Source organism: Moritella sp. 36, assembly GCF_018219415.1.
Classification (GTDB): domain Bacteria; phylum Pseudomonadota; class Gammaproteobacteria; order Enterobacterales; family Moritellaceae; genus Moritella.
Map to the genome: position 1 here is coordinate 3,135,053 of NZ_CP056120.1, position 26,674 is coordinate 3,161,726.

Annotated in this window: 19 protein-coding genes; 2 read left to right on the top strand and 17 right to left on the bottom strand. The window is 39.9% G+C overall.

All coding sequences use genetic code 11. The annotated features are described in order from the left end of the window. Nucleotides 1-115 precede the first annotated feature (115 nt). From HWV03_RS13840 to HWV03_RS13850, 3 genes are read right to left on the bottom strand one after another with little or no spacing between them, the layout of a single operon-like run. On the bottom strand, nt 116-619 hold the full coding sequence (locus tag HWV03_RS13840; RefSeq protein ID WP_211676443.1) for a GNAT family N-acetyltransferase: 504 nt from the start codon (nt 617-619) through the stop codon (nt 116-118). Nucleotides 620-623: 4 nt separating this feature from the next. Then, nucleotides 624-1,058 carry a GNAT family N-acetyltransferase gene (locus HWV03_RS13845; RefSeq protein WP_255546823.1) on the bottom strand — a complete coding sequence of 145 codons (435 nt, stop codon included), beginning with the start codon at nt 1,056-1,058 and terminating at the stop codon, nt 624-626. A gap of 37 nt (nt 1,059-1,095) precedes the next feature. Continuing rightward, nucleotides 1,096-1,638, bottom strand: coding sequence for a YqhA family protein (locus tag HWV03_RS13850; protein ID WP_211676445.1), 543 nt, complete (start codon nt 1,636-1,638; stop codon nt 1,096-1,098). A gap of 251 nt (nt 1,639-1,889) precedes the next feature. Here HWV03_RS13850 and HWV03_RS13855 point away from each other — a divergent pair, with 251 nt between their 5' ends. Continuing rightward, on the top strand, nt 1,890-3,104 hold the full coding sequence (locus HWV03_RS13855; protein ID WP_211676446.1) for an NAD(P)/FAD-dependent oxidoreductase: 1,215 nt from the start codon (nt 1,890-1,892) through the stop codon (nt 3,102-3,104). Here the strand turns inward: HWV03_RS13855 and HWV03_RS13860 are convergent. The 7 genes from HWV03_RS13860 to HWV03_RS13890 form a co-directional block, all read right to left on the bottom strand. After that, nucleotides 3,101-3,523 (bottom strand): lysozyme inhibitor LprI family protein, encoded by a 423-nt coding sequence (locus HWV03_RS13860; RefSeq protein ID WP_211672101.1) that lies wholly within the window; start codon nt 3,521-3,523, stop codon nt 3,101-3,103. The two genes, HWV03_RS13855 and HWV03_RS13860, sit on opposite strands and share 4 nt — an antisense overlap. 126 nt (nt 3,524-3,649) lie before the next feature. Next, complete coding sequence (gene prpF, locus HWV03_RS13865) at nt 3,650-4,855, bottom strand: 2-methylaconitate cis-trans isomerase PrpF (RefSeq protein ID WP_211676447.1); 1,206 nt, start codon at nt 4,853-4,855, stop codon at nt 3,650-3,652. A 6-nt stretch (nt 4,856-4,861) separates the two neighbouring features. After that, nucleotides 4,862-7,465, bottom strand: a complete 2,604-nt coding sequence (gene acnD / locus HWV03_RS13870; RefSeq protein ID WP_211676448.1) for a Fe/S-dependent 2-methylisocitrate dehydratase AcnD — start codon at nt 7,463-7,465, stop codon at nt 4,862-4,864. Between the two features lie 192 nt (nt 7,466-7,657). Continuing rightward, nucleotides 7,658-8,782 (bottom strand): bifunctional 2-methylcitrate synthase/citrate synthase, encoded by a 1,125-nt coding sequence (gene prpC / locus HWV03_RS13875; RefSeq protein WP_211676449.1) that lies wholly within the window; start codon nt 8,780-8,782, stop codon nt 7,658-7,660. A 268-nt stretch (nt 8,783-9,050) separates the two neighbouring features. Continuing rightward, a complete protein-coding gene (prpB, locus tag HWV03_RS13880) occupies nt 9,051-9,959 on the bottom strand; it encodes a methylisocitrate lyase (protein ID WP_211676450.1) in 909 nt (302 codons plus the stop codon). A gap of 1 nt (nt 9,960) precedes the next feature. After that, entirely contained in the window at nt 9,961-10,686 is a 726-nt protein-coding gene (locus HWV03_RS13885; RefSeq protein WP_211680216.1) for a GntR family transcriptional regulator, read from the bottom strand. Between the two features lie 92 nt (nt 10,687-10,778). After that, nucleotides 10,779-11,234, bottom strand: a complete 456-nt coding sequence (locus HWV03_RS13890; protein WP_211680218.1) for a methyltransferase family protein — start codon at nt 11,232-11,234, stop codon at nt 10,779-10,781. 410 nt (nt 11,235-11,644) lie between these two features. On the opposite strand from HWV03_RS13890, the gene HWV03_RS13895 reads away from it, so the two are divergent. After that, nucleotides 11,645-13,222 (top strand): BCCT family transporter, encoded by a 1,578-nt coding sequence (locus tag HWV03_RS13895; protein ID WP_211676451.1) that lies wholly within the window; start codon nt 11,645-11,647, stop codon nt 13,220-13,222. A 146-nt stretch (nt 13,223-13,368) separates the two neighbouring features. Here the strand turns inward: HWV03_RS13895 and HWV03_RS13900 are convergent, their stop codons facing one another. Genes HWV03_RS13900 through HWV03_RS13930 form a run of 7 tightly spaced genes read right to left on the bottom strand, consistent with a single transcriptional unit; the run spans nt 13,369 to nt 26,080 of the window. Continuing rightward, nucleotides 13,369-14,550: a CDP-archaeol synthase gene (locus HWV03_RS13900; protein ID WP_211676452.1), complete on the bottom strand. Its 1,182-nt coding sequence runs from the start codon at nt 14,548-14,550 to the stop codon at nt 13,369-13,371. 1 nt (nt 14,551) lies between these two features. Further along, nucleotides 14,552-16,186: an AMP-binding protein gene (locus HWV03_RS13905; RefSeq protein WP_211676453.1), complete on the bottom strand. Its 1,635-nt coding sequence runs from the start codon at nt 16,184-16,186 to the stop codon at nt 14,552-14,554. Between the two features lie 19 nt (nt 16,187-16,205). Then, a complete protein-coding gene (locus tag HWV03_RS13910; RefSeq protein ID WP_211676454.1) occupies nt 16,206-17,318 on the bottom strand; it encodes a hypothetical protein in 1,113 nt (370 codons plus the stop codon). Continuing rightward, complete coding sequence (locus tag HWV03_RS13915; RefSeq protein ID WP_211676455.1) at nt 17,311-20,037, bottom strand: phosphoenolpyruvate synthase; 2,727 nt, start codon at nt 20,035-20,037, stop codon at nt 17,311-17,313. Before HWV03_RS13915 ends, HWV03_RS13910 begins: the two co-directional genes overlap by 8 nt. Nucleotide 20,038: 1 nt before the next feature. Continuing rightward, nucleotides 20,039-22,774 (bottom strand): phosphotransferase, encoded by a 2,736-nt coding sequence (locus tag HWV03_RS13920; protein ID WP_211676456.1) that lies wholly within the window; start codon nt 22,772-22,774, stop codon nt 20,039-20,041. Between the two features lie 21 nt (nt 22,775-22,795). After that, nucleotides 22,796-23,728 (bottom strand): UbiA family prenyltransferase, encoded by a 933-nt coding sequence (locus HWV03_RS13925; protein ID WP_211676457.1) that lies wholly within the window; start codon nt 23,726-23,728, stop codon nt 22,796-22,798. A gap of 57 nt (nt 23,729-23,785) precedes the next feature. Next, complete coding sequence (locus HWV03_RS13930) at nt 23,786-26,080, bottom strand: efflux RND transporter permease subunit (protein WP_211676458.1); 2,295 nt, start codon at nt 26,078-26,080, stop codon at nt 23,786-23,788. Nucleotides 26,081-26,674 lie beyond the last annotated feature (594 nt).

A 26,674-nucleotide genomic window follows, 5' to 3' on the forward strand; every position in this document is an offset into this window, starting at 1 on the left:
ATCGTTCACAGCGACTGTGATTTACTTGTCTTTATGAACAACACCTTACCAATTTAATTCAACAAGGTAAACGGTCAGCGACCACTGATAGCAGCTCTATTAACAACTTAGTTTATTATGCCGATTTACCCACAGATAGAGTCACTAATCTTTCGTCGTCATAGAGCACAACTGAATAATCAGCATTCATATCTAGCTTTTCTAGAATTTTAATCGATGGGATATTTTCTTTTACAGCCACGCCATATATTTTCGTATGCAGGCCTAAAGCAAAAGTATGCTCTAAAACAGATTTTGCAGCTTCATACGCATAACCTTTACCTTGAGCGTCTTGCTTAAACCCAAATCGAATATCACTGCATTCAAAATTAGGAGAAACTTCTATTCCCGCATAACCAAGCTTAACGTTTGGATGATGCTTTAGGTATACAACAAATGAACCAAAACCTTGCTTCCAATGCTCGACTCTTTTCGACACATGCTGGAGAATTTCTTCATCATCGTAGGGTTCACCTTTTGGAAGATATAAGCTCATCATCGGACAAGACATTATGTCTTTATAGATATCAAAATCTACTATTGTGACGGGTTTTAATATCAGCCGTTCTGTTTCAATCATACTGCTATCCAAGCCTCAAACGTTCAAGTAACTGGTGGCGCTTAATCTCTAAACTTAGTACGCCTTTGTTTCTGTCTACTTCCTTAAATCCCAGCGAAAAATACTGATCTTTCGCCACGTTATTTTCGAAGACACAGCATGACACTTGAGAGTCGTGGTCAACATAATCCAGCTCTGTTGTAAGTACCGCTTTTAACAAACGAAATCCACACAAACCATTTTGATATTCTCGAGATATTTGAAGTGAGTGAATAGTTTGGTTGTTGGTTGACACATCATAAGCAATAAACCCTATAACATGACGTCCAAACTCAGCAACTAATACCGTCTTAGACATGTAATGCTTAATGATCGACTCTCTATTCCAATCGAGTCCCAATTCTTGTTGCATTGAGAACATGTTTGCTTCTATCAGTTCGTAGATATGCTCCCAATCCACACTAGAAACTTGTCTTATTTTTACCACCGACTACACCCTACTCGTCTTTATGGCTACTGTTCTTGTCATTCAAATCCAAGAACTTTAATGCTAGCGCTAAGAGTAAAATCGAAATAGGTAAAATCAATATTTCCCAGCTTAAGTCATTCAAGTTAATTAAGATCATTTCTAAAAACTTAACAAACAAAATAATAACGATTACTTCACCTAAAATATTCTTTAAATGGCCAATATCAGGGGTTTTTATCCAGCTTAATACGGTGGGAATATTGTTTAGTTTTTTATCCGTGATAAATAACGTAAATACACCATGCGCAAAGATAAATAATACCAAGGCAATCAAGAAAGTATCTAAGCCTTTAATCAAGTAGGCGGTGGCAATATCCGCTGAATCAAGATGAGCCAAACTTTCATTTGGTATATAGCCAAACGCAACGGCAGTAAAGGCATAATACGTTTTGATTGCTCCCACACCAAACAGTAGTAAAGAACCAAATAATGAACAGATAATTGCTATCCAACTTATAAATCTGAAGATAAAGAATACATCCTTCATTCTTTTAACACTGTGGTTTTTCATTTTTACTCCAATTATTAGTTATTACTATTTCATGTGTCTAAACAGCGAACTATCGCGTTAATAGCGGGCAATATATAGCGTTTTTCGTTCTTGAACAAGATTAATTAATCCAGTGAAGTATAGATGATATTAGTCTCGAAGACTATTACAGCTGAGTAATAGTAATTTACTATTTATAGGGATTATCAATATTTGAGACGTAGATATAATGCTGCCATCAGATTTAGTTACACAGAATGGTAGAACGTATTATGTTAAGAATTGTTGTTGTAGGTGGTGGCGCAGCTGGCCTTGAATTAGTGACTCGATTAGGCCGTAATAAACGCCACGAAGTCATACTCGTTGAACCGTCTTCACATCACTTCTGGAAACCTCGTCTACATGAAATCGCGGCGGGTACCTTTGATACCGAGTTGGATGCAGTGAGTTATTTCCAACATGCCGAATGTAATGGCTATACCCACATTCAAGATGCGATGACAGGATTAGACCGCGACAGTAAAATCATCCATTTACGTGGTATGAATAGTGCTCCAACGAAACTGCAATACGATTACTTAGTCATGGCTGTTGGTGCGATCAGTAATGATTTTAAAACCCCAGGTGTGAGTGAACATTGTTTGTTTTTAGATTCATCAGGGCAAGCTGAACTGGCTTGGCAACAAATCAAACAACAACTAAAAGCCACTGGTACACGTCGTATATCTATTGTTGGTGCTGGCGCAACAGGCGTAGAACTCGCCGCAGAACTCGCGAAGGTAAGTAGTAAATTACAGCGTTATAGACAAGCATCAAAATTTAAAATTACCTTAGTCGAAGCGGCAGGCCGGGTGTTACCCAGTAGTCCAGAATGCATGTCAGAAAAGGTGCAGGAAGCCCTTAAAAAACAAGGCATCACAATTCGCACCGAAACGCGTGTTCAACGTGCTGAAACAGGTAAATTAATCACATCGGAAAACGAGATTATTCCCGCGGATTTACAGATATGGGCTGCAGGTATTAAATGTGCGGAATGGTTAACCAAGCTCGACGGATTAGAAACAAACCGTTTAAACCAATTAATCGTTAATCCAACCCTACAGTCGAACCTTGATGACAGTATTTTTGTGATAGGTGATAATGCGCAGTGCACGCAACCTGACGGTAGTTTTGTGCCACCGCGTGCGCAAGCAGCTAACCAAGCGGCGACACATTTAGCAAAACAGTTTAATCGAATGCTAAAAGACAAACCGCTACAGCCGTTTATCTATAACGATGGTGGTATGGTTGTCGCTGTCGGGAACGGCAATGCCGTTGGTGCTTTAATGAATAATAGGATCGTATTGAAAGGACGTTTAATCCGACATTTATACGATACGATATTTCGTTTACACCAACGGGTGCTATTTAGCTGGGGACGCGTAACAGCACTTGTGGTACTAAAACGTATCAAAGCGATGCTAAATCCCTATTATAAAAGCTTTTAACCTAAATCGGATGCAGCTGGTTCTGGCAGTACCGGCTCTGAACTGTCCATATATGTTAAGTACTGTGACCAAAGTTCATGGGTGCGTTGTTGAGTAAGTTTAGTTCGACAGCTTAATGTCATCACAACGCGCATCGACCCATCTCTGTACATAGTAAATACCGAATCACACTGTGATTTACTGTACGACTGCCACGCCGATTGTGCGATGCTGATCGACTCAAGAATATGAATGTCAGCGGTATATTGCGCAATACTTTTATCGAGGTATCGCTGCATTTCGGCTTCTGCTTTATCTAATTCTACTTTAGCGCAGTAATTAATTTCTAACGTATTAAACGCTTTATCGCAGTTCACTGACGTCGCCATCGCTGCAAAACTGCAAACACTTATCAGTAAGAATGTAATTACCTTTACCATTATAGAACCAACCTAGAAATAAATAGGCTGACAATATAACGGTATATTAAAATTAATCCAATTATTCTATTAACTGGTTTGATTAGTTTGGCATTCTAGACTGAATGTTATCCATAAGAATACTGATTAACCATTATCGGCAGGAATACGCACCCAACCTTCCATTAAGATACGAGCACTGCGGCTCATACTTGCTTTAGTTACCGTCCACTCACCATTAATTTCGGTTGCTTGTGCACCAACGCGTAATGTTCCTGATGGATGGCCGAAATTCACCGAGTCACGCGCACCACCACCTGCAGCCAAATTAACCAATGTCCCCGGAACTGCTGCTGCAGCACCAATTGCAACAGCCGCAGTCCCCATCATCGCGTGATGCAGTTTGCCCATAGACAAGGCGCGCACCGACAAATCAATATCACTCGCGACGACTTGCTTATCACTTGAAGACACATAGTCTGCCGACTTAGCGACAAACGCGACCTTAGGGGTATGCTGACGCTGCACGGCTTCTGCGATGTTTGATATCAATCCCATCTGCACCGCACCGTAAGCGCGAATAGTTTCAAACATAGTTAACGCTTCAGCATCATTATTAATGGCATCTTGCAGTTCTGTACCTGTATAACCAACATCTTCGGCATTAATAAAGATGGTTGGGATACCCGCATTAATCATTGTCGCTTTTAACTGCCCACTAAGGACAACTGATTCCGGTACAATCAAGTCATCAATCAGATTACCTGTGGGGAACATAGATCCTTCGCCATCTGCTGGTTCCATAAATTCCACTGGTACTTCAGCTGCTGGAAAAGTGACGCCGTCCAACTCAAAATCACCAGTTTCTTGCACTAAACCATTAGTAATTGGCACATAGGCGATAATTGTTTTAGCAATATTCACCTGCCAAATACGGACAACCGCGACACCATTTTCTGGAATACGACTGGCATCCACCAATCCACAGTTAATGGCAAAAGAGCCCACTGCGGCGGATAGATTGCCACAGTTACCACTCCAATCCACAAACGGTTTATCAATCGATACCTGCCCAAACAGGTAATCAACATCGTGATCGGGTTTATCGGTTGCAGACACGATCACAGTCTTACTGGTACTCGATGTTGCTCCGCCCATACCATCTGTTTGCTTACCATAGGGATCGGGACTACCAATAACACGCAGTAATAATGCATCACGCGCAGCCCCCGCGGTTTGTGCGGAGACAGGCAAGTCTTGGAGATTAAAGAATACCCCCTTACTGGTGCCGCCCCGCATATAAGTGGCAGGTATCCTAAGCTGTGGTAAATACCCTATGTTGTTTTTCATCATAAATAGCTAGGCCTCATTCGATTCAAGGAAATCTTGTGCAAAGCGTTGTAGTACACCACCTGCCGCATAGATAGATACTTCTTCTGCCGTATCTAAACGACAAGTCACAGGCACTTCAAGGGCTTCACCATTTTTACGAGTTATGACTAGCGTTAGGGCTGCAAGCGGGGTTGGCTCACCAATGACGTCAAAAGTTTCACTGCCATCAATTGCATAAGTTTTACGGCTTTCACCCGCTTTAAACTCAAGTGGTAGTACGCCCATACCAACCAAGTTAGTACGGTGAATACGTTCAAACCCTTCTGCAACAATCGCTTCTACACCCGCTAAACGAACGCCTTTCGCCGCCCAGTCACGTGAAGAGCCTTGGCCATAATCGGCACCTGCGACGATAATCAGAGGTTGCTTACGCTCCATGTAGGTTTCAATCGCTTCCCACATGCGCATTACGTTCCCTTCAGGCTCAACTCGTGCTAATGAACCTTGTTTAACTTTGCCGTTTTCTAGCACCATTTCATTATTCAATTTAGGATTTGCAAAGGTCGCTCGTTGCGCCGTAAGGTGATCACCTCGATGGGTAGCGTATGAGTTAAAGTCAACTTCCGGCAAACCCATTTTATCTAAATACGCACCTGCCGCACTATCAAGCATGATGGCGTTAGAAGGAGATAAATGGTCGGTAGTAATATTATCGCCCAATACCGCTAGAGGACGCATACCTTTAAGGCTACGCTCACCTGCTAATGCACCTTCCCAATAAGGCGGACGACGAATGTAGGTACTCATTTCACGCCAGTCATACAGCGGGTTATTTTTCTCACCGTAATCAACACTACACTCTATATCACTACTAAACATCGGGTTGTAGACTTGACGAAATTGTTCTGGTTTCACACTTGCCTTAAGCACAGCATCAATTTCTTCATCGCTCGGCCAAATGTCTTTCAGTGTGATTGCGTTACCAGCTTGATCTAAACCAAGAGTGTCACGTTCAATATCAAAACGGATAGTACCAGCAATCGCATAAGCAACCACTAAAGGTGGGGACGCAATAAAGGCCTCATTGGCATGTGGGTGAATACGACCATCAAAGTTCCTGTTACCTGATAACACAGCGGTAGCATACAGGTCACGATCTAAAATCTCTTGCTGAATAACGGGATCAAGTGCCCCACTCATACCATTACAAGACGTACAGGCAAACGCCACAATACCAAAGCCAAGTTGCTCTAGTTCCGGCAATAAATCGGCTTCTTGTAGGTAGAGTTCCACCGCTTTTGAACCTGGAGCCAATGAGGTTTTAACCCAAGGTTTACGTGTTAATCCAAGCTTATTGGCGTTACGCGCAATCAAACCTGCCGCAATCATATTGCGTGGATTACTAGTATTGGTACAGCTGGTGATAGCGGCTATGATCACTGAACCATCTGGCATTTTACCTGGTATATTTTCGACCTTGCCACTGATACCACGCTTGGCTAATTCAGAGGTAGGAACACGATTATGCGGATTAGATGGTCCAGCAATGTTACGGCACACAGTCGATAAATCGAATGTAAGTACACGTTCATATTCAACGTTTGCTAAGTCATCGGCCCATAGACCCGTTTCTTTGGCGTAAGTTTCCACCAGCTTAACTTGTTCGTCTTCACGACCAGTTAACTTAAGGTAATCGATAGTTTGTTCGTCGATTGAGAACAATGCGGCAGTCGCCCCATATTCAGGAGTCATATTAGAAATGGTGGCCCGATCGCCTAAGGTCAGATGCGCAACACCCGTACCATAAAACTCTAAATAACTTGATACTACTTTCTGTGCGCGTAAGAACTCGGTCAATGCTAAAACGGTATCTGTTGCCGTCATGCCCGCAGGTGGTTTACCAGTCAGCTCAACACCAATGATATCGGGTAAACGCATATATGACGCTCGACCAAGCATCACGCTTTCTGCCTCAAGCCCGCCCACACCAATTGCAATTACACCTAATGCATCAACCATAGGCGTATGACTATCTGTGCCCACTAAGGTATCTGGAAATGCCACACCATTGCGTGATTGGATCACAGGTGACATGCGCTCTAAGTTAATCTGATGCAGGATACCGTTACCTGGAGGAATAACATCAATGTTTTTAAAGGCTGTTTTCGTCCAGTTAATAAAGTGGAAACGATCATCGTTACGGCGATCTTCAATTGCACGGTTTTTTTCAAATGCATCAGCTTCAAAACCTGCATGTTCAACAGCTAATGAATGGTCAACAATCAATTGTGTTGGGACGACTGGATTAACCTTAGATGGGTCTCCACCTTTTTCAGCAATCGCATCACGTAATCCCGCTAAATCAACTAATGCGGTTTGACCTAAAATATCATGACAAACGACACGCGCAGGAAACCAAGGAAAATCTAGATCGCGTTTACGTTCAATTAACTGCTTTAACGAATCTTCTAATATCTCAGGATCACAGCGACGTATTAAGTTTTCTGCAAATACGCGTGAAGTATAAGGCAAAGTGGCATACGCACCGGGTTGGATTGAATCAACTGCAGAACGGGTATCAAAATAATCGAGCTCACTGCCCGGTAACGGTTTACGATAGTTAATGTTCATAACTTAATCCATTAAATAAATGGGGCTTGAGATAAAGCACAAAAAACCGGCTTTACTCCTCCCTCTTTTAATCAAAACTAACATTGTGACCTGCTCATTTTATCAATAATGAAAACAAGTAGATCACGCAATACAATGTTATTTACTCATTCTGTATGAATGCTTTAATAACAGTTACTATTCTGTCTTTAGTTATCTGTCTGCAATAGGTGTTACCACTCTAGGCTCTGCACCAATATAATCTGCACTTGGGCGAATAATACGGTTGTTATTACGCTGTTCCATCACGTGCGCAGCCCAACCAGTTAGACGCGAGCAGACAAAGATTGGGGTAAATAATTTAGTCGGAATGCCCATGAAATGATAAGCCGACGCATGGAAGAAATCGGCGTTACAGAATAATTTTTTGCTGTCCCACATGAACTCTTCACATGCCACCGAAATATCGTATAACGAAGTATCACCGTGTTCGTGAGCTAGTTTTTCTGACCATTTTTTGATGATCACATTACGCGGATCGGAAGTGCGGTAAATTGCATGACCAAAGCCCATAATTTTTTCTTTACGTTCAAGCATGCCAGCCATCTGCGTTTTCGCATCTGCAGGTGAAGTAAACGCCTGAATCATGTCCATTGCAGCTTCATTTGCACCACCGTGTAATGGCCCACGTAATGTACCAATAGCACCCGTTACACACGAGAACATATCCGACAATGTTGATGCACACACGCGTGCAGTAAAGGTTGAGGCATTAAATTCATGTTCGGAATAGAGGATCAGCGATACATCCATCACTCGACGATGCTGTTCTGACGGTGTTTCACCGCGCAATAATTTAAGGAAATGACCAGCCAGAGATTCTTCATCAGTAGTACAGTCAATTTCTACACCATCATGAGAATAACGATACCAATAACACATGATTGCAGGAAATGCAGCCAGTAGACGATTTGCGGCTTTGTTTTGCGCGGAAAAGTCAGTCTCAGGTTCAATGTTACCTAAGAATGAACAACCCGTTCGCATGACGTCCATTGGATGCGCATCTGCAGGAATGTGCTGTAATACTTCTTTTAACGATTGAGGTAAATCACGTAGGGTGTCCAATTCAGCTTTGTATGTTTCAAGCTGATCAAGTGTCGGTAATTCACCGTTAAACAATAAGTAAGCAACCTCTTCGAATGTAGCGTGCTCGGCTAGATCGGCTATGTCATAACCACAATACGTTAAGCCACTACCTGATTTACCAACCGTACATAATTTTGTTTCACCTGCGCTTTGGCCACGTAAGCCAGCGCCTGATAATTTTTTATCTGTCATAATTATTCCTTTAATTATTATTTTGATTAATGTAAAACAGTTAATTTCAAACGGTTAATAGCAACTCTACATACTCAACTGTCCTTGACTACAGTTGGCTCACATTGCAACATCCTGTTCACTACTATTCGCTTGATGATTTAATTTCTATATCTGTAATGCCTATATTTTATGTGTATCGTTTTATGTCTAATGTAAGTAATTTTAGTCGATGATTACGCGGACTATTTTTTCCTTCGGCTTTTTATTTATTTTTTCCTTCGACTTTTTATTTATTTTTTCCTTCGGAAAATAGACTATCAAGTTTTTGCTCATAATCGTGGTAACCGAGATAATCGTATAAATCCATACGCGTTTGCATGTTATCAACTACGGCTTTTTGGTCTCCGTCAGCTAGCAAGGTTTTATAAACCTGTTCAGCCGCTTTATTCATCGCACGAAATGCAGATAATGGATAAAGCACCATGGCGCAACCCCACTCTCCAAGCTGCTCTTTATTCCATAATTCGGTTTGCCCAAACTCAGTGATATTCGCCAAAATAGGTACATCTAACGCCGCCGAGAACGCACGATAATGCGCTTCGGTTTTCACAGCTTCAGCAAAAATACCGTCAGCACCCGCTTCAACATACGCTTGTGCTCTGGCAATCGCGGCTTCTAAACCCTCTTGTGCGAATGAATCGGTACGCGCCATAATGAAAAAATCAGCATCAATACGCGCATCAACCGCTGCTTTAATACGGTCAACCATCTCTTCTGTCGACACAATTTCTTTATTCGGGCGATGACCACAACGTTTTTGTGCTACTTGATCTTCAATATGAACAGCTGCCGCGCCCGCTTTTTCCATATCACGAATGGTTTTAGCAATGTTAAATGCACCGCCCCAGCCCGTATCAATGTCGACCAACAAAGGTAAACTCGATGCGGCAGTAATACGCTGTACATCGGCGATCACATCATTCAATGAGGTCATACCTAAGTCAGGTAAACCGTAAGACGCATTGGCAACACCGCCACCTGACAGATAGATAGCCTGATGACCCAGCTGCTCTGCCATCATTGCGCAATACGCATTAATAGTACCGACGACTTGCAGGGGTTTATTATTGGTCAGTGCTAAACGAAACTTAGCGCCTGGGGATAAACGTTGAGGCGAAGCTGATTCTATAGACATATTATTTCTCTCCTTGAACTGGTGTAGTGTCTGTCTTTAATTCTGCGGCTAGTTGACGTGCAATTTTACTTTCAATGTTTTTACGTGAAGCTGCGATATGACGGCGCATTAGCATTTCGGCTAATTCACCATCTCGGTCACTGATGGCTTCGATGATTTGGGCGTGTTCTGAAAAAGCACGGCTGGCTCTGGGACTGTGCATACCAAACTGGCAGCGGTACATGCGAACTAAATGATAGAGCTGACCACATATCAAATGAATGAGTTGAGCATTATGACTACCCAAAATCACTTTATAATGAAAGTCTAAATCACCTTCTTCTTGATAATAAGCGACACCATCTTTCAATGCTTGTACTGACGCATGTTGATTAAGCATGGCTTTCATGTCGACAATTTCATTATCTGTCATGTTTTCAGCCGCTTGTCTGCATGCCATGCCTTCTAACGCTTCACGTACAAAGTAAAGATCGAGTAGACCTTGAGTTGTGCACTGTACTACGCGTGAACCGACATTCGCTTTACGCTCAATTAAATGGCATTTTTCTAATCGGTTTAATGCTTCACGAAGGGTAGAACGACTAACTTGGTAGCGCTTTGCGAGCTCGGGTTCACTAATCTTACTACCAGCAAGTATTTCACCATCTACAATGGCACGCTGCATTAGCTCAAAAACTTTATCGGCTGTAGTCACAGCGACTATTTTTGTTGGATCTTCTAAAGGCATAAGATTGTCGACAATGTTTGAATTTTCATTCAATACTATTGGTTTTTTACATTTTGTCAACATTTGCGCAACCAAATGGTCGCTTAATAAATTTATAACCAACGACGAACCTGTGATAGGTACGCAGTAAATTCAGCGCCAAATATTGTGGTGAGCGCCCTCTCCTCTGGAATGATTTGGTACTTATTCATATAAAAAACAAAGCCCACTATGACTAAAATAGTCCAAGGAGAGGATAAGTAAACGCCCCAAGAAAGTAAAAACAAAGCAAAACCAACATACATAGGATTTCGAGATATTCTGTAAATACCAGAATTCACTAATGATGATGCAGTCTCTGGCTTTAATGGATTAACTGTCGTAGCCGCCTTTTTAAAAGACACCACACCTGCGACACAAAAGAAACTACCTAAGGCAACGATTAGCAAGGATAAGGGTAACCGCAGTGTTGAACTAAATGTCAGACTTGGAGTAATAAGTGATACTCCCCACATAAGTACGGCAAATAATAAAGTAATAACAGGTGGTGGAATTTTGTTTTCAAGTATCGACATCGTATCGCTCCAAATAACTTAAATGATTGTTATAGAATACGTTATTTAATCTTCTTGAAAATAACTCAATATCATAATTTTGTGAACTGGACAGTTATTCAAGCTGATCTATACTAAACAATGAAGAGCGTTTTTTTCTACCAATAGACCTTAGAGGTGAGGTAGATATAGCAACCACGTCAGTTTCTGGGCTTAAAGCGTGGTCAACGAGAAAGAAGCAGAACCCTGTATTAGCTAATTCTCGACGCGCTTTTCACACTTTTCCATCACAGATAAACCGCTTATTAGGCGGTTTTATACTTTATAACCTTTTATTCTTCTGATATTTAACTCTAAATTTGCTAAACTAGCCCATAATAAATAAATACACCAATATAGAACAGGACTGTTCTAACTGAGGACTAATGAGTATTAATAGGGATAAATACAGTATTGATAATACTGATTATACTGTTGGACAAGATAACGTTCAAAAATGGGGGTTTGACGTACATAACCCTGTATTTGGTATTAGTGCATCGTTAATTGGCCTATTCTTGGTCGCTATTTTATTAGTAGAACCTGAAACATCGAAATCATTCCTAGATGGTATTAAATGGCAAATCATCGCCAGTTTTGATGGCTTATTCATGTGGTCTGCAAATATCTTCGTTATTTTCTGCCTAGCGCTAATTGTCTCGCCATACGGTAAAATTCGTTTAGGTGGTGATGACGCTAAAACTGATTATAGCCGCATGTCATGGTTAGCTATGTTATTTGCTGCTGGCATGGGTATCGGTCTTATGTTTTGGGGGGTTGCTGAGCCCGTTTCTTATTATACAGGCTCGTATCACACGCCTCTCAATGTGGCAGCTAACACACCTGAAGCAGCTCAGCTTGCATTAGGCGCAACGATGTTCCACTGGGGCTTACACCCATGGGCAATCTACGGTGTCGTCGCATTAGCACTGGCTTTCTTTGCTTATAATAAAGGCCTTCCACTTTCAATGCGCTCTGTGTTTTATCCAATACTAGGGGATCGTACTTGGGGCTGGGCTGGTCACATTGTCGATATTCTTGCGGTAATAGCGACCTTGTTTGGTCTTGCTACATCACTTGGTTTAGGTGCACAACAAGCTGCGAGTGGTTTCCATCACGTGTTCGGTATTGCTGATAGCCTGGGTTTACAGATCACCATTATCATTGTTGTCACACTGATTGCGGTCGGCTCTGTGGTACGTGGTATTGATGGCGGCGTAAAAGTAATTAGTAATATCAATATGCTACTTGCCATTGTGTTACTTGTTTTTGTTGCTTTAGTTACCTTGGCTGTTTCTATGGGCACCATCCCAATGACAATCATGGGCTATGTTAAGAATATCATTCCACTCAGCAACCCTATGGACCGAGCTGATGAAGCATGGATGCACGGCTGGACAGTGTTCTATTGGGCATGGTGGATCTCATGGTCACCATTCGTTGGTATGTTCATTGCGCGTATTTCACGTGGCCGTACTATTCGTGAATTCCTGACTGCGGTATTACTTGTTCCAACCGCTGTGACTATCTTATGGATGTCTGTATTTGGTGGCGTAGCCATTGATCAAATTGTGAATAATATTGGTACTTTAGGTAGTGAAGGGTTAACAGAAGTACCTTTAGCTATGTTCCAAATGTTTGATTCTTTACCTTTAGGTAATTTTTTATCAATACTTGCGATCATACTGGTATTAGTTTTCTTCATTACTTCTTCTGATTCAGGCTCTTTGGTTATCGACAGTATTACTGCGGGCGGTAAAGTTGATGCTCCGATTCCACAGCGTGTGTTCTGGGCATTAATTGAAGGTGCAATTGCTACAGGTCTCCTTTGGGTTGGTGGTACACAAGCAATTGAAGCGCTACAAGCTGGTGCGATTTCAACAGCCCTCCCCTTCACTATTATCTTATTAGTGATGTGTGTGAGCTTGATTATGGGTTTGAGAACAGAACAGCGTAATCGCTAAGATTAATATCTAGCGTAATCAATATAAGCTGTCAGTACCTTCGTATTGGCAGCTTTCAAACATTCCCACCACTCAATTGTTAACTTTCGCTACATAAAAGTTACTACGAATAATGATGATACGAAAGCGTACCATCATTATTTTAGTTACACAGCACTTGATTTCAACTTGTTATTGAACAGCCATCTTTTTACTAAAAGTGCTGTGATTGGGAAACAAAGCACGTACACCCATAATATTTCAAAAGAGAAACCAAATACTAAACTATACATAATTGCGATACCAATAGCTGAATCTAACTGATCTATCGCCATAAAAAAATATTTGTTCTTTTCAGGTAATTCTCCAGGCCCGATACCCAAATAACGCTTAAAGTAAGAATTTGGGAACTCCCCCAATATATACCCCACACCAGTGATAAAGCCCAAAAACAAAATGTTGATATTGGGTAATAGGCCTTCTCCATATACGTTTGTTAATACGAACTCCAAGAGCATCAATACCAGAGCACTAACCATGGTTAACAAAGGTACAAGTATGACCCCTCGCCATGTTTTGTTTGCACCAAATAATGATTTGCTAACAGGGACAACTAAAAAACTCAGTCTATTTTTACTCACAAACATCATATGTAATACACCTCCCAAAGCGGCAGGAATCAGAAGATATAAAGCGAGTAATATATCCATTATAGGAGAACCCTTATCATGATTTAAAAGTTCCAAAATCGTAAAAAATAATATACCTGTTAATGTAATCTTTACAATTTGGCTGATCGATTTAAACTTAAAGAAGGGCTTTCTTACGACCATATAATAACTAAACAAAGATAACCCCACAGCAAGTGAAATATATGCTGAAAATGACCCAAGAAGCCTTTCAATAACAAAAGCAGCAGAAAGAATAAAAATACTCCAGAAGACAGGCATCCCTAAATAACTTAATCCATTCTCCTCTTTTATATTGCCAGTTTGATTAAACGCGGCAAGCCTGACACTCCCACTGGTTATCATCGCCATAATGAAAAGAGACCAATAGCCATCAAAACCCCATTGGTACATGACGACTCCAGGTGTAATTAAGTATATTTGCATATCCATAAAACCATCAAGATAACGGCCAAAATCACGTTCGAGTCCCCATTTTCTCGCAAGAATGCCGTCTAATGCATCAGCTATCATCGCAATGAATAGCAGTACCATTGCAAAATATGGACGTCCATCAATCGCACTAATCAATGCAGTAAAAGTGGTAAACACGCTTGTTAACGTTAATAAGTCAACGCGATTTAACTTTATAATATAAGGTGATTCTATTTTTTCAATCATATTAACAACTCCATGTTTCTGCATTAGACGTCTTACGACTTAAAATGTGCTCTCGTAACATTGGGCGATCAATTTTACTATTATGCCGACCATCAACAGGGATTTTAGGCAGGACTAAAGACAGGACTAGCTGAATACCCGACTGACGTAATATTTGCTGAATTTGCTCCTGTAAACCAATGTTGATTTCAGTCTTGAGTTGTAAGAACAAATAAACACGACTCTCATGTGAAATTAAAGCTGCACGTGTCACGTCTTTTAATGCATCAAGTGCACGCTCGATTGGATATGGTTGTAAAGACTCATTATTTACATAAATAATATCTTTTACACGTCCAGTTAGCCAAAGTCTTCCTTGCCTATCTAATAGCCCTGTATCGCCTGTTCTATGCCAAACCAACCCATTATTACGCGGGATTTTGTTTTCCCTATTTGCGCTTGGATTATCAAGGTATTGCTGAAGAACATGCTCTCCACTGACGAGTATCTCTCCTACTTGACCCTGCTTTTTGATGCCTAAACCAAGAGATGACTCATGGCAACAATCATCACTCACATCAGCAATTAAGACGTCACAAAATTCATGTGGCATACCCACTAAGTAACCATCGGCATGATTATGGTCTGTGATATACGTTTTCATATCGATAGTTGAAATTGGCTCAGCCTCTGTCGAACCATAAATGATGATGCCATGAGCATTTGGAAATGCCTGCAGTATTCGTTTAGCAAGTTCAACCGGCACAGTGGCACCACCGACAACGACCTGCCCAATATCCGTCATTGATTGATTATGACTTAATAACCAATCAACCAATTTAGAAATATAAGCAGGTGCGCCTGATATTTGTGTTACGTCAGCTTGCTTAAGTTGTTCAATCACAATGCCAGCATTCACGCCTGCAGGATCAGCAAAGTCAACCTTAGGAATAATTGTGCTCATACCACAACTTAAGTTATGCAAGACAATCATTGGGAAGCAAGGACTATCAATAGCATTCTCACCATCTCCTTCTAACAGGCTGATGGCTCGATGCTGGTTAACTAAACTGCTGTGTGTACGGTCAGCCCCTTTCGGCCGACCTGTACTACCAGAAGTAAACGTGATTAATCCATGGTCAGTATTATTCCGTGCTATGCATATCGGCACTGCTGTCGTTTTTAACGCCAATTGTTGTAAAATACACCCATAGCCAATTCCCGGATTATCTACAGCCAAACGCTCAAGCCGCCATAGCGAGGGGATAAACCAAAACAATTTTATTAAGGCCGAAAAGCTAATAATGGCTTTTGCATTTGCATCTTGGATCGCCATTTGTATTTTTTTTCTACCCATCCCCGTATCAATAAATACAGGTATGATTCCAATTGCTGTCATAGACAGCGCAATTGCATATAAATGCTGGCTGGGTTTTAAAATAATAATCACCCTATCAGTAGCCTTCCAGCCCTTACTTCGCCATAGCTGTTGATAGCGGTTAACAAGATTCAATAATTCCGCATACGTACAAGATTCTTCTGACAAATAATCTTGTTTATCCATCACAGGAATTTTTAATGCTAATTTGTTGGGAAATCGATTCGCTTGATACATAAAATCGGCGGCCATATTTCCATTATGATAAGTCTCATTCATCCTAAACGCCTTTTTGTTATTAAGAGTTATCCAATGATTTACTGAATAAAGCGTATTTCCTTTCAATTTCCCAATCTTTGAGAAAAGCCAAGCTACGGTTGTCTTCTCGTACCATCGCGCCTGAAAGCTGCTCGTAATATTCATCAGCCCAAATCGAGGTTTGCATCCCAACAAGTGTCGACAAACCTTTAGAACGATATTTAGGGTCGGCACCACCGGTTTTCATCAGTAAAAGCCTTGGACGACTTAAAGCGTCGTAATGTGTGCTGTAATTAAGTTCAGCCACATCCAGTTGCTCACCTTGTTGATTCACAAGTTCACCGTAATCGGGAAAGCAGAGTAAAAATACGGCTATTCCCCCTTGTTTATCGAGTACAAGTACTGATGTTTTAGGACATAACTTGGCAGCGAACTTCTCACCAAAGTGATGTTTGAAGTGAGTCCAACTTACGGGCGTATAAGCAAAATTATCTTTGAAACTTTGGTCAATCATGGGGTAAAACTGGTCTAGTTTATCCAGCCATATCTCAGGTGTTAACTGCGTAATAGTAAATTCATGACCAATTTTAGTCATTAGTCCGTCATAAAAAGGGCGAACCTGTAACGCAAACTCTGATAATTTATCGTGTATACGAGAAACATAGTTATATTTAATCCCGAACCCTAATTGTGATAATAGGTCTGGGTAATAATCAGGGTTAAAGGGTTCACCAATAAATGCAGGACTGGTAAAACTATTTATCCGTATACGATTTTCACCATATGTACTGAAGTCAATCGGTCCATATAATCGAGTTGCACCTTTCGATTTTGCCCATGTCTCTACTTGAGAGAATAGAACTCGATTTAACTCAACATTATTAACCGTTTCCCAGAACCCAAAATAGGCGACGGTCTCCCCATCTATTTGTTGATTCGGATTGAAGAAAGCAACAACTCTTGCTTCATCTTCATAGACAATAACCTTTGCTTCGCAGTGTTTAAAATAAGGGTTTTCAGCACTAAATTGCTGGCGAATTTGAGCTTCACTTTCTTTAATCCAGTAAGCTTTATCCTGATATATCTTGGCTGCAACATCAAAAAATGAATTCGGCAATGTATTTTCAGGTATCCATGATTGATGATTAATCATTATCCGATACCTCAATTCGCTCAATTTTTCCAGACGTACCATCCATGCGGATCTTTTCATGATCGGTTAGGATTTTAGTTAAATTAGGCACACCAACGATAGCCGGAATTCCAAGCTCGCGAGCGACAACAGCAGAATGCGACAATGTTGAACCCCGCTCGACGATAATACCACCAGCAGTTGGAAATAATGGAGCCCAGCCGGGATCGGTTCTTACAGTACAGAGGATTTGACCATCTAGACTTAGCTCGTCATCAGGAGAGAAAATCAAGCGTATGTTTTTCTCTACAACACCAGGATAACAGCCTGTTCCCTTTAAATGTTCAGAATTTAGATCAAGGTCTTCATCTTGATGCGGATACTCATAGACGTTATTGCAATAAACCGCACCTTTAGTCCAAAAGTGATGTGGTAAGTCACTAGCTTCGTACGATGCAAACTCTTGCTTACGTGGGGCAATAAGAGTATCGAGTTTGGTATGTATGGAACGACCTTCTTTATAAGCATAAATTTCTTCGATACTTAGAAAGAATATATCTCTTGGTTCGTCTATCTTGCCGTAAAACGCAAGCTGTTCGCCAATTTCTAAGTAAATACTTCTAAATAAACCAAAGGCTCGTGTACGTGCCAAACGCATATTTTCTCTATTCCGAATAGCATCTCTCAGCTTTCCAAGGTCTGTTTTGAATTTCCTTAATGATCGACGTCCTAATTTACTTTCAATTAATGGATAAACTAATTCTTCCGCTTCTTTTCTAAATTTACTCTCATTTTTGGCCAAAGACTCAAGGCTTAAATCAGGGTTTGCTAAGAAGTTTTTCAATATAGCAAACATGAACGAGGAATCTTGACGCAGTGTGATAGATTCAAGTTTTAACTCGCCTATAGTTCGGTCACCAAAACGCTCGATGTAGTCCATACACTGTGAATAGAATTGAGGGTCACGAGTCTGTATTAAACCAAGTAATTTACTGTTTTCACCCTCAAGGACTAGATTTTTCATCTCTTCATGTTGACGTAAATAGCCACACATACGTAGCAAGAACTTCGTTGGTTCAGTACTTTCAATCCCCTCTTCACCCGAGAGTAAATTGTTTTGCACTACATCTGGGTATTCTACACTCACCTTTTCTAACCAACGATGCACCTTTCCGTTCATCGTCATTACATAAAAGTCATTAACAATTGGTGACGTCCAGTTTAAAAATATATCTGCATCTAGCTGCTTGCTTTTATTAATAAGTTGACCAATCGTCAACGTGTGTAACTGCTCTCTATTGATTGCGCTATAGACTTGTTGAAAACGCGTTCTAAATTCTGCTACTAGTGTATCCATCTTTCTGTATCGACCGAGCAAGGCAAATAATGCTTTAAATATTTGTGGTACCTTTTTTAATTTCTCATTAAAAGAAAGCTGTTTATCTTGGATCATATCAACAGGATCAGTTAACCCCATCATACGTTCCATATCAGCCTTATTCGTTTTAAATGAAGGAAGGAACTGTAACCCTAAATACCAATTATTGATGTTGTAATAGACTCGGCCATTTATTAAACCCAGCATGTTATTTAGCATATCCTGATTTTCTTGCACTACTTTTTCACTAATGCCAAGCAACCTGAATGTTTGCTCGTAAACATGTTTGTAAGCTCTATTGGCAAAACTAAAGGTTAATGGCGTTGTTACGCCACAATAAGACTCTTGAATATTAGAATTATCCCAAACTTGTACATCATCTGTAGCAGCGTTAATAGGTGGTAAAGAGGTAATTGGACGCGTTTGTAAAATATAAAAATGACCATCTTTTAAACACCACTCGATGTCTTGAGGCATTTGGTAACTTTCAGCAATTTTCAAACCAATATCACGTAACACTAATATCTGTTGTTTTTCCAAACATGCGATGTTCCGACGCCCATCATCAACAGGCACTTCTGTTGTGCCGTGTGTACCGCCTGCATCAAATATTAAAGCTGTGTCTTTATCATTAATGATCGTATCTACATCATCGTTATACAGAGCAACTGTTGTTTCATCTGTATTACAAATACCAGAAACAATCCCTTCGCCACAACCCCATGTTGATGAAATTAAAGCGTGCTGGCGACTACCTGTAATAGGCTGAGCTGTAAACATAACCCCTGCAACGTCAGCATCGACCATTTCTTGAATAATCACCGCTGCCCGAATATCGCTAAGATCGAGCCCTTTTTGGATCCTATAGGCTAATGCCCGATGATTAAATGCACTTTGCATCACTTTAATAATCGAGGTGAAAATAGCATTTTCGCCACTTTGATATAAGTATGAATCCATCTGTCCTGCGAAAGATGCACCTTCAGCATCCTCACCCACAACAGATGAGCGTACAGCAAAAGATGTATTGGCTAATACGTCATCCGGGATTGAACTACGGATACCCTGTATTATTTCGTCATTTAATTGCTGCTTGCCGATCTCTGCTTGAATCTCTTGCGCAATGCCTGCAATAACCTTGTTATTTTCTTCACCCGCTAATAATTTAACTTTAGCTTCAACCCAACCTTTAATACCAAGCTGCTCAAGTTGTGTTGAAAAACCTTGAGTTGTGAGTACCCACCACTTAGGAACAGTGAATCCATTACGTGTTAACAATGCTAAATTTTCAGCTTTACCACCGAGTAAATCGGTATCCACTTGTGCCGCTTCTACGGCATCTAAAATATATTTTGTGGTCATGTTATTCTACTGCTCCTTCATGATCTAAAAGTTTACGTAATGTCATTTGTACTCGCTCCATAAATTCATAGTGACGGAAGCTATGACTCACTATGTACATAGGTATACGGTTAATCACGAGATCAAATAAAGACAACGTAAACCCTCTACGCCATTGGATTGGGTCTATCTCTGAATTGGTTTCTTGCTGTAATGCTTGACGATGATTTTCGATATATTGTTCGACATCATTTTGATCAAAGTCAGGCTGTAGGGTAAAGGCTAATAACTCAGCTAAATCATGTTGAGGTATTTGAATTGTAGCCAGTTCCCAGTCATAGGCACAAAGACGTAATTCACCGTATTCACGGCGGAAAGTGATATTTCTTGGATTAAAATCATTATGAATTAATGTTTTTGGCATCGCATCTATCTCGCGATACCAATCTTTTAATGTATTAACACGATTGATAAAACGAACCATGTCTTTTTCACAGAACCATTCGGGGAAATCTTCTGTCGCATGTGTGCCTAGCATTTCCCACAGGTAAATCTTTTCCTGCATGTTTTCGCTATTAGGCACATCCATGATCCACTCTTTTTTGGCTAGCTCATCTTCACGGCCATACCAAATTGCATGAACTTCAGCGATACCTTCAATTGCAGTATTAATATGCTCAGGAGTCCAGCCAGAAGTATCGTCGGCGCTATCCATTAGTTCCATGTTTTCCATAAGTTCTTGAACTAATACATAAGACTCTCGGGTATCATCCTGAACGGTCATATATGTTTTAGGCGCATTGCGAACAAACCGAGGATCTGTTTGTGACATGATAGCCAATTCTCTTATATGGCAACCTCTAAATCCCATACTTTTTTTGAACTTATTATATGACGTGGCCAACCCAGGGTGCCCCATAGACATAATGCCATTCACCATTAAAATAACTTCGGTATCTAATGGCTTTATTTTGACCATTACATTTACAGGCTTTATTTCTCCTTCAAGGGTTAACTGATAAGGGTGATGCCCAATAATCTTGTTAACTCTTTCCGCTGTTAAATCACAGATAATACTGCAACCCGTTTTTTCTATTTCTAAGGGCTCCGCTTTCGCTACAATAACCCTGTTGTTTTGAGTATACCTTTGCATCCCTTTAGTGAAGAAATCTTTGTCTAGGTCTTTCAACATCAACCATTCAATCGGCCTATTACGCCCCATTTTCTCATGCGCTCTCGCAAATTGATCACTGGCTAACGCAGATAAAGTGGATAGATCTAATGCCAAACAGAATGAAGTGATGATCTCTGCAAGCTTGTGTGAATTGTTCGCTCCCGCACAACCGAGTATTTCTAAACACTCTCTTTGTTGCGTCAGGTTGGTACCACCACCCACAGTGCCAACGACTAGAGAAGGTAATTGAAGCGTAATGTAAATGTCATTATTTTCGTTCAGTTCTAAATGCAAATTACCTATCGATGATTCGTGAACACTCGCAATATCTTGACCTGTAGCGACAAACATCGCGGCAATCACATTAGCAATATTAATATTAATACCGATAGTACCCGATGCAATTGCACCGTTAAGGATATAGTGATAAGCCGTAATCAATTGTAGTGGCGTTACTTTTAATGTTTTTTTACATATTTCTTCAGTTAATACGCACTCTGCGACGACTCTAATTCCTCGTCCCTTCAAAAATGAATGATAAGTGACTTTTTTATCATTCGAAGTATTTCCATCAATCACGAAATTCTGTAATTTTAAATTCTCAAACTCTTTGAGCTGATCTAAAATCCACTGACAAGCCTGCCAAGTACAGGTTGTCGTCATATTCTGTCCGGCTGCATCACCTGTTTCATAAATAAATTGAACATGTACAGCACGACCCATTAATTCAGTCGAAACTTCAACAAGATCGGCATAATTTGAATATTGACGCGTTTGCTTAACAAGCTCCTGATAATGATCTTTCACCCAATCGGTAAAGAATAAAGCGGAGGATAAATCACTGAACACAAAAATGGGTGCTCGATACATGCGCTGTCCTAATACACGAACGCTCACCCCGCCAGCTTGAGATAATGCCGTAGCACCTCGCGTGGCTGAAGCAATCAATGCACCTTCAGAGGTTGCCATCGGCGCATTAAATAATCCACGAGCATGTTTACCTCGAATTAGCAGTGGACCTGCAACACCTAAAGGTATTTCGACAGAACCGATTAGTGCTTCGATATTACTCTTTAGCGAAGATTCGTTAAGCGTAGTCTGAGCTACCATTTCAAGTTTTGCATCTGTATGACTACGCACATATTCGAGACGGTCTAATCTTGCTTCTTGCGTGTATAAACCTCGCCCTGGTACTTTTGGTAATGGTAATTTAGACAATCTTCCATTGCTTTCTTGCTCTTGTATAAGGTGCAAGATATCGCATATTTTCCACAACACTTTTTTAGTGTCGCTATCAGCTTCATTTCGTAATTCGACTTGTGCAACACCACCATTATTTTGGTCGAACTGATAAACAGATAAATTATTTAACTGGAAGGTATGACCTAGAATAGATATTTGAATACTATCAATAAGCTGTCCAACACCACTAAATTGATACTCTTTACAGGAAAGCGTTAACTGACATTTAGACACATTAAGCAGTGTCACAGCCCAGACATTCTTGTCGACACACATAGTACTCTTTGTATTGGCTACATCATTCATGCTGTAACTAACGATATTTTCACTGCTGGTTCTCATACTATAATCCTCCCCTTGAGCTTAAATAAACGTTGCGATAATGACGATAAGATAACCAACAAGCAGGTTAAGAGCGATAGCAGTTTCATTCTTTTCTCGAGCAGCTAAAGTTGGATAACGAATAAAAGTTAAAATGAATTTCAAGGAATAAACAAACATTGCAGATGACGCGATAACATAAATCCAAACAGTTGAAACGTCTAAACTAAGTAGTAATAATATTTGTAATAAAAGCATGCCTGATAGCAGTAAAATAATGACAAACGCCGAACCTTTAGTACCAAATATTTTTGAGTATGAATCGACCGTCTCCCTCTCTTCTTCAGGTCCTCTGGTTTTACGTGTTATTTCAAAGCAAAAACCACTCACAAATGACAACAGCATAGTCAATATTAGTGGCGTATTTAGTTCAATCCCAGGTACAGCTAAGTTAGCCAACCAATAAACGGTAATAGGCATAAGTAACATATGAGAAAAAGCGTAAAGCGTAAGACGTTTCTCTAACCATTCACCACAAAAAAACTCAACGCCCATTAAGCATAAATAAACAAACATAATTGCCCAAGCGAGGGTAATAGGTCCAAAATTAAATGCATCTAGATACAGTGAAAGCAGTATCTGAGCAACGATAGAAATAACGCCTAATACTTTTAAGTGATTTAGCGTAATAAGCCCACTTTGAAGTACGCGTTTAGGATGATTAAGTACATCTAACTCGTAATCTTTATGCTCATCGAAAATACGAACAAGTAAGAATAATAGCCAAGTGACTAAGCAGCTTACAATATCAAACAGAACAAGACTCGATTCACCATTATGCGTCGCTCTCGCAACGACGGCAGAAAGCAAATACAAAATAAAAAATAATACTGCATTAGGAAGTGGAAAACGTTCATCAATCCACCCAAGTATTCTTTTTTGGATAGGGTCGTTAAGGGTTAACATTTGTGTCATGATTAAAGTCCTTTTAATATTATTAGAGCCTATTTATTAATGGGCTCATCCATTGAGTTATTTGTCGAACTTGAGTAAAAGTAGCGGTAATAAAATGAAATCAATAATTGCAGCAAACATCACTGTTAAGGCAAGTAATGCTCCCATCCCGTAGGTCGGTGAGAAGTGTGATAATGTCAGTAGGCCAAAACCTAAAGTGAGAACAATCGAGGTAATAATGATGGCTATACCAACGGTATTAAATGCATATTCAACCGCTTCTGGCGTTGTCGCATTATTTTGTTTCGCGTAACGATATTTAAATAAAAAATGAACCGTATCGTCAACAACAAGCCCTATCCCCATACTTGCGACGATACTAAGCCCTAGGTCAATGTGGCCATCCATAAGCCCCCATATACCATAAGCCATAATAATCGGAATAATATTAGGGATGATACTAATAAGGCCTAGCTTCCAAGAGCGCAGTAAGAAGCTCAGTAATACTGAAATTAAGATCAACGCAAGCGCCGTTCCTTTCAGCAAGCTCTCACTATTACGATCTGAAATTTTTGCAAACATCATATCAACGCCAGATCCCTCTGTTAGCAACAGCGCAGGTGTATTCTCTGCAGCCCAAGTTATTAATTTCAGATCAAATGCTGATAATTCTTTAGAGGATATTTTATGTAAATTGATTGTTAATCGTGTCGCTGATTTATCAAAATTAACCTGCTCGTCAACGCCCATACCGTAAGGGAGTGACATTTCATAAAGCAACACAGATTGAGCTATCGCGTTTTTACTGTTTGGTACCTGATAAAAATCAGGATTATCTTGATTAAGTTTTTGGCTTAACTCCTTAACTTGTAGACTAAACCCATCAACATATCCGACATTCTTTTGTGTGCGAACCCATTGAATTAACTTATCTAAATCTTTTTGATATTCAGGCGTTAATATGCCCTGCTCACCACCTGACGCAACAGAGTATTGAATGAAATTAACGCCATTTAATTTATCATTTTGAGTTTCAATTGCTTGACGAACATCAAAGGTTTCATCGTAATACTGATGCCATTGATCGTTTAGTTCTAATTTAGTTGCGCCAAAACCACCAGCCAAAAGAAGCACAAAAGTGAATAACCACAATGACTTTGTATGTGTTGTCAGCAACTGACTAAATTTCATAATAATGGAGTATAACCATCCGTTATCAATATTCGGCAGTTTCTTCGGTTCGGGCAATAGTAATAAAACAGCCGGAAACCAAGTCAAACTCAAAAAACAGGCGATAATCGCACCCAAAGCAACGAGGTTACCAAGATCTCGATAAGGTGGTGACTCACTAAAGTTTAAACAAAGAAGCCCTATCGCTGTTGTGACTGAAGTAATAACAATAGGTTTAATATTGGTTGTTAGCGCCTCTCTAATTGCAGAAACTTGCTTAAGGCCTTGGCGTATATGATATTGATAAGAGACAAGTAAATGCATGCAATCAGCAACGACAATGACCATAATCATTGAAGGTACAGCACCAACTACTGGAGTGAGTTGATGCGCTTGCCAGCCAAAAATACCAAATACTGATAATACTGTCATTAGGGTCACACCAAGAGACAGAGTAGCGCCAGAAATAGAGCGAGATAAGAAATATATCGCAGCGAAAATTAATAAATAACTACTCGGAATAAGTAGCGCCATATCACGCTCAACCGCTTCCATTAACGCAATATTAATAACTGAAGTACCAAAGAGTTGAACTTTTACATTATTATTACTTATCTCTTCAAGCTTATTTCGGGCATAACTGATTAGCTCTGGAGTCGCGGACTCATTACTTTCAGGTAAAGTGAGGGTAACCTGAACGATTGCAAGCGTCCCATCCACACTGACTAAATTGTTAAGTAGTCTAGGTTGAGTTTCTGCATACTGTTTTAATTCGAGTAAAAAAGACGGTGTCAAATGACTATTTCCGGGTACTAAATCATTTATTTGTAAATCATTTTCATCTACGCTCATCTTTTGAAAATTAATCAGTGAATCAACACGCCGAGAATAAGGAATAGCCCATGCTTCATCGGTTAATAATTCAAGATAATGAATAATTTCTGGCTGGTAGATACTGGGGTTATTATTCGAACTTTCAACAAGAAAAGTCAGTGTGTCTTGTTTATTAAAGTCAGTTTCAAGTTGTTCAAATGTTTTTAACTGAGGATTGTCTGAACTGAAATAAGATCTGAAATCAGACGTAAAACTGAGGTTTACAGCACCAAAAATTGAAACAAAGATTAGACATGTGAACAAACAAATTGTTAGTTTTGGCCTTTTTATAACAAAGTTAATCAGTAAAGAGGTTTTTATGACTTCCATTTACAATATCCATCCTAAATATATAGTACAAGAACCACAATAATGAGCGAACGAACATTTCAGGGTAAATTTTTAAATTTACTTTCTGGTACGTTTGATACATTACTTTTCGTTAACATTTAAAAAGATAACATTTAGAACGGTTGACCTCAACGTATAAGCCGTTGATTTTCAAGATATAATGAAGCAACATGAATGACGGCGTGTCATATTAGGGTGTTTTGCAGGCATATAGTCGGATTAAGCTTCAGACACCATTGAACAACTCCTTATGGGAACTAAATTTTAGTTAAAAGCACTAAAACCTACTAGTCAAAGTGGGTATATTAAATCATTGAAAATAAAATAACCCGCCTACGACGCGAGCATAAATCATTGTAAATAAAAGAATTAGCCGACATTGGATAACATAGGTCATTAAAATTACCATAAATGTGATATTCAAATAGTAGTATTGAAATACTTTTTTTATTAATACATCTATAAAATTCAGTGTCCGTTTTAACTGCCATAAACGGTCGATAACGAACAGGAAAACCTGAAAGGTTCAATAACGAAAACATAGATAAAAAGTACAGGAGTTCAAATAAAAAC

What these genes read in the sequence shown, in the direction of transcription:
- HWV03_RS13840 (WP_211676443.1), bottom strand. Translation starts at nt 619, where the DNA reads ATGATTGAAACAGAACGGCTGATATTAAAACCCGTCACAATAGTAGAT.
- HWV03_RS13850 (WP_211676445.1), bottom strand. Translation starts at nt 1,638, where the DNA reads ATGAAAAACCACAGTGTTAAAAGAATGAAGGATGTATTCTTTATCTTC.
- HWV03_RS13855 (WP_211676446.1), top strand. Translation starts at nt 1,890, where the DNA reads ATGTTAAGAATTGTTGTTGTAGGTGGTGGCGCAGCTGGCCTTGAATTA.
- HWV03_RS13860 (WP_211672101.1), bottom strand. Translation starts at nt 3,523, where the DNA reads ATGGTAAAGGTAATTACATTCTTACTGATAAGTGTTTGCAGTTTTGCA.
- prpF (WP_211676447.1), bottom strand. Translation starts at nt 4,855, where the DNA reads ATGATGAAAAACAACATAGGGTATTTACCACAGCTTAGGATACCTGCC.
- acnD (WP_211676448.1), bottom strand. Translation starts at nt 7,465, where the DNA reads ATGAACATTAACTATCGTAAACCGTTACCGGGCAGTGAGCTCGATTAT.
- prpC (WP_211676449.1), bottom strand. Translation starts at nt 8,782, where the DNA reads ATGACAGATAAAAAATTATCAGGCGCTGGCTTACGTGGCCAAAGCGCA.
- prpB (WP_211676450.1), bottom strand. Translation starts at nt 9,959, where the DNA reads ATGTCTATAGAATCAGCTTCGCCTCAACGTTTATCCCCAGGCGCTAAG.
- HWV03_RS13885 (WP_211680216.1), bottom strand. Translation starts at nt 10,686, where the DNA reads ATGCCTTTAGAAGATCCAACAAAAATAGTCGCTGTGACTACAGCCGAT.
- HWV03_RS13895 (WP_211676451.1), top strand. Translation starts at nt 11,645, where the DNA reads ATGAGTATTAATAGGGATAAATACAGTATTGATAATACTGATTATACT.
- HWV03_RS13900 (WP_211676452.1), bottom strand. Translation starts at nt 14,550, where the DNA reads ATGATTGAAAAAATAGAATCACCTTATATTATAAAGTTAAATCGCGTT.
- HWV03_RS13905 (WP_211676453.1), bottom strand. Translation starts at nt 16,186, where the DNA reads ATGAATGAGACTTATCATAATGGAAATATGGCCGCCGATTTTATGTAT.
- HWV03_RS13910 (WP_211676454.1), bottom strand. Translation starts at nt 17,318, where the DNA reads ATGATTAATCATCAATCATGGATACCTGAAAATACATTGCCGAATTCA.
- HWV03_RS13915 (WP_211676455.1), bottom strand. Translation starts at nt 20,037, where the DNA reads ATGACCACAAAATATATTTTAGATGCCGTAGAAGCGGCACAAGTGGAT.
- HWV03_RS13920 (WP_211676456.1), bottom strand. Translation starts at nt 22,774, where the DNA reads ATGAGAACCAGCAGTGAAAATATCGTTAGTTACAGCATGAATGATGTA.
- HWV03_RS13925 (WP_211676457.1), bottom strand. Translation starts at nt 23,728, where the DNA reads ATGACACAAATGTTAACCCTTAACGACCCTATCCAAAAAAGAATACTT.
- HWV03_RS13930 (WP_211676458.1), bottom strand. Translation starts at nt 26,080, where the DNA reads ATGGAAGTCATAAAAACCTCTTTACTGATTAACTTTGTTATAAAAAGG.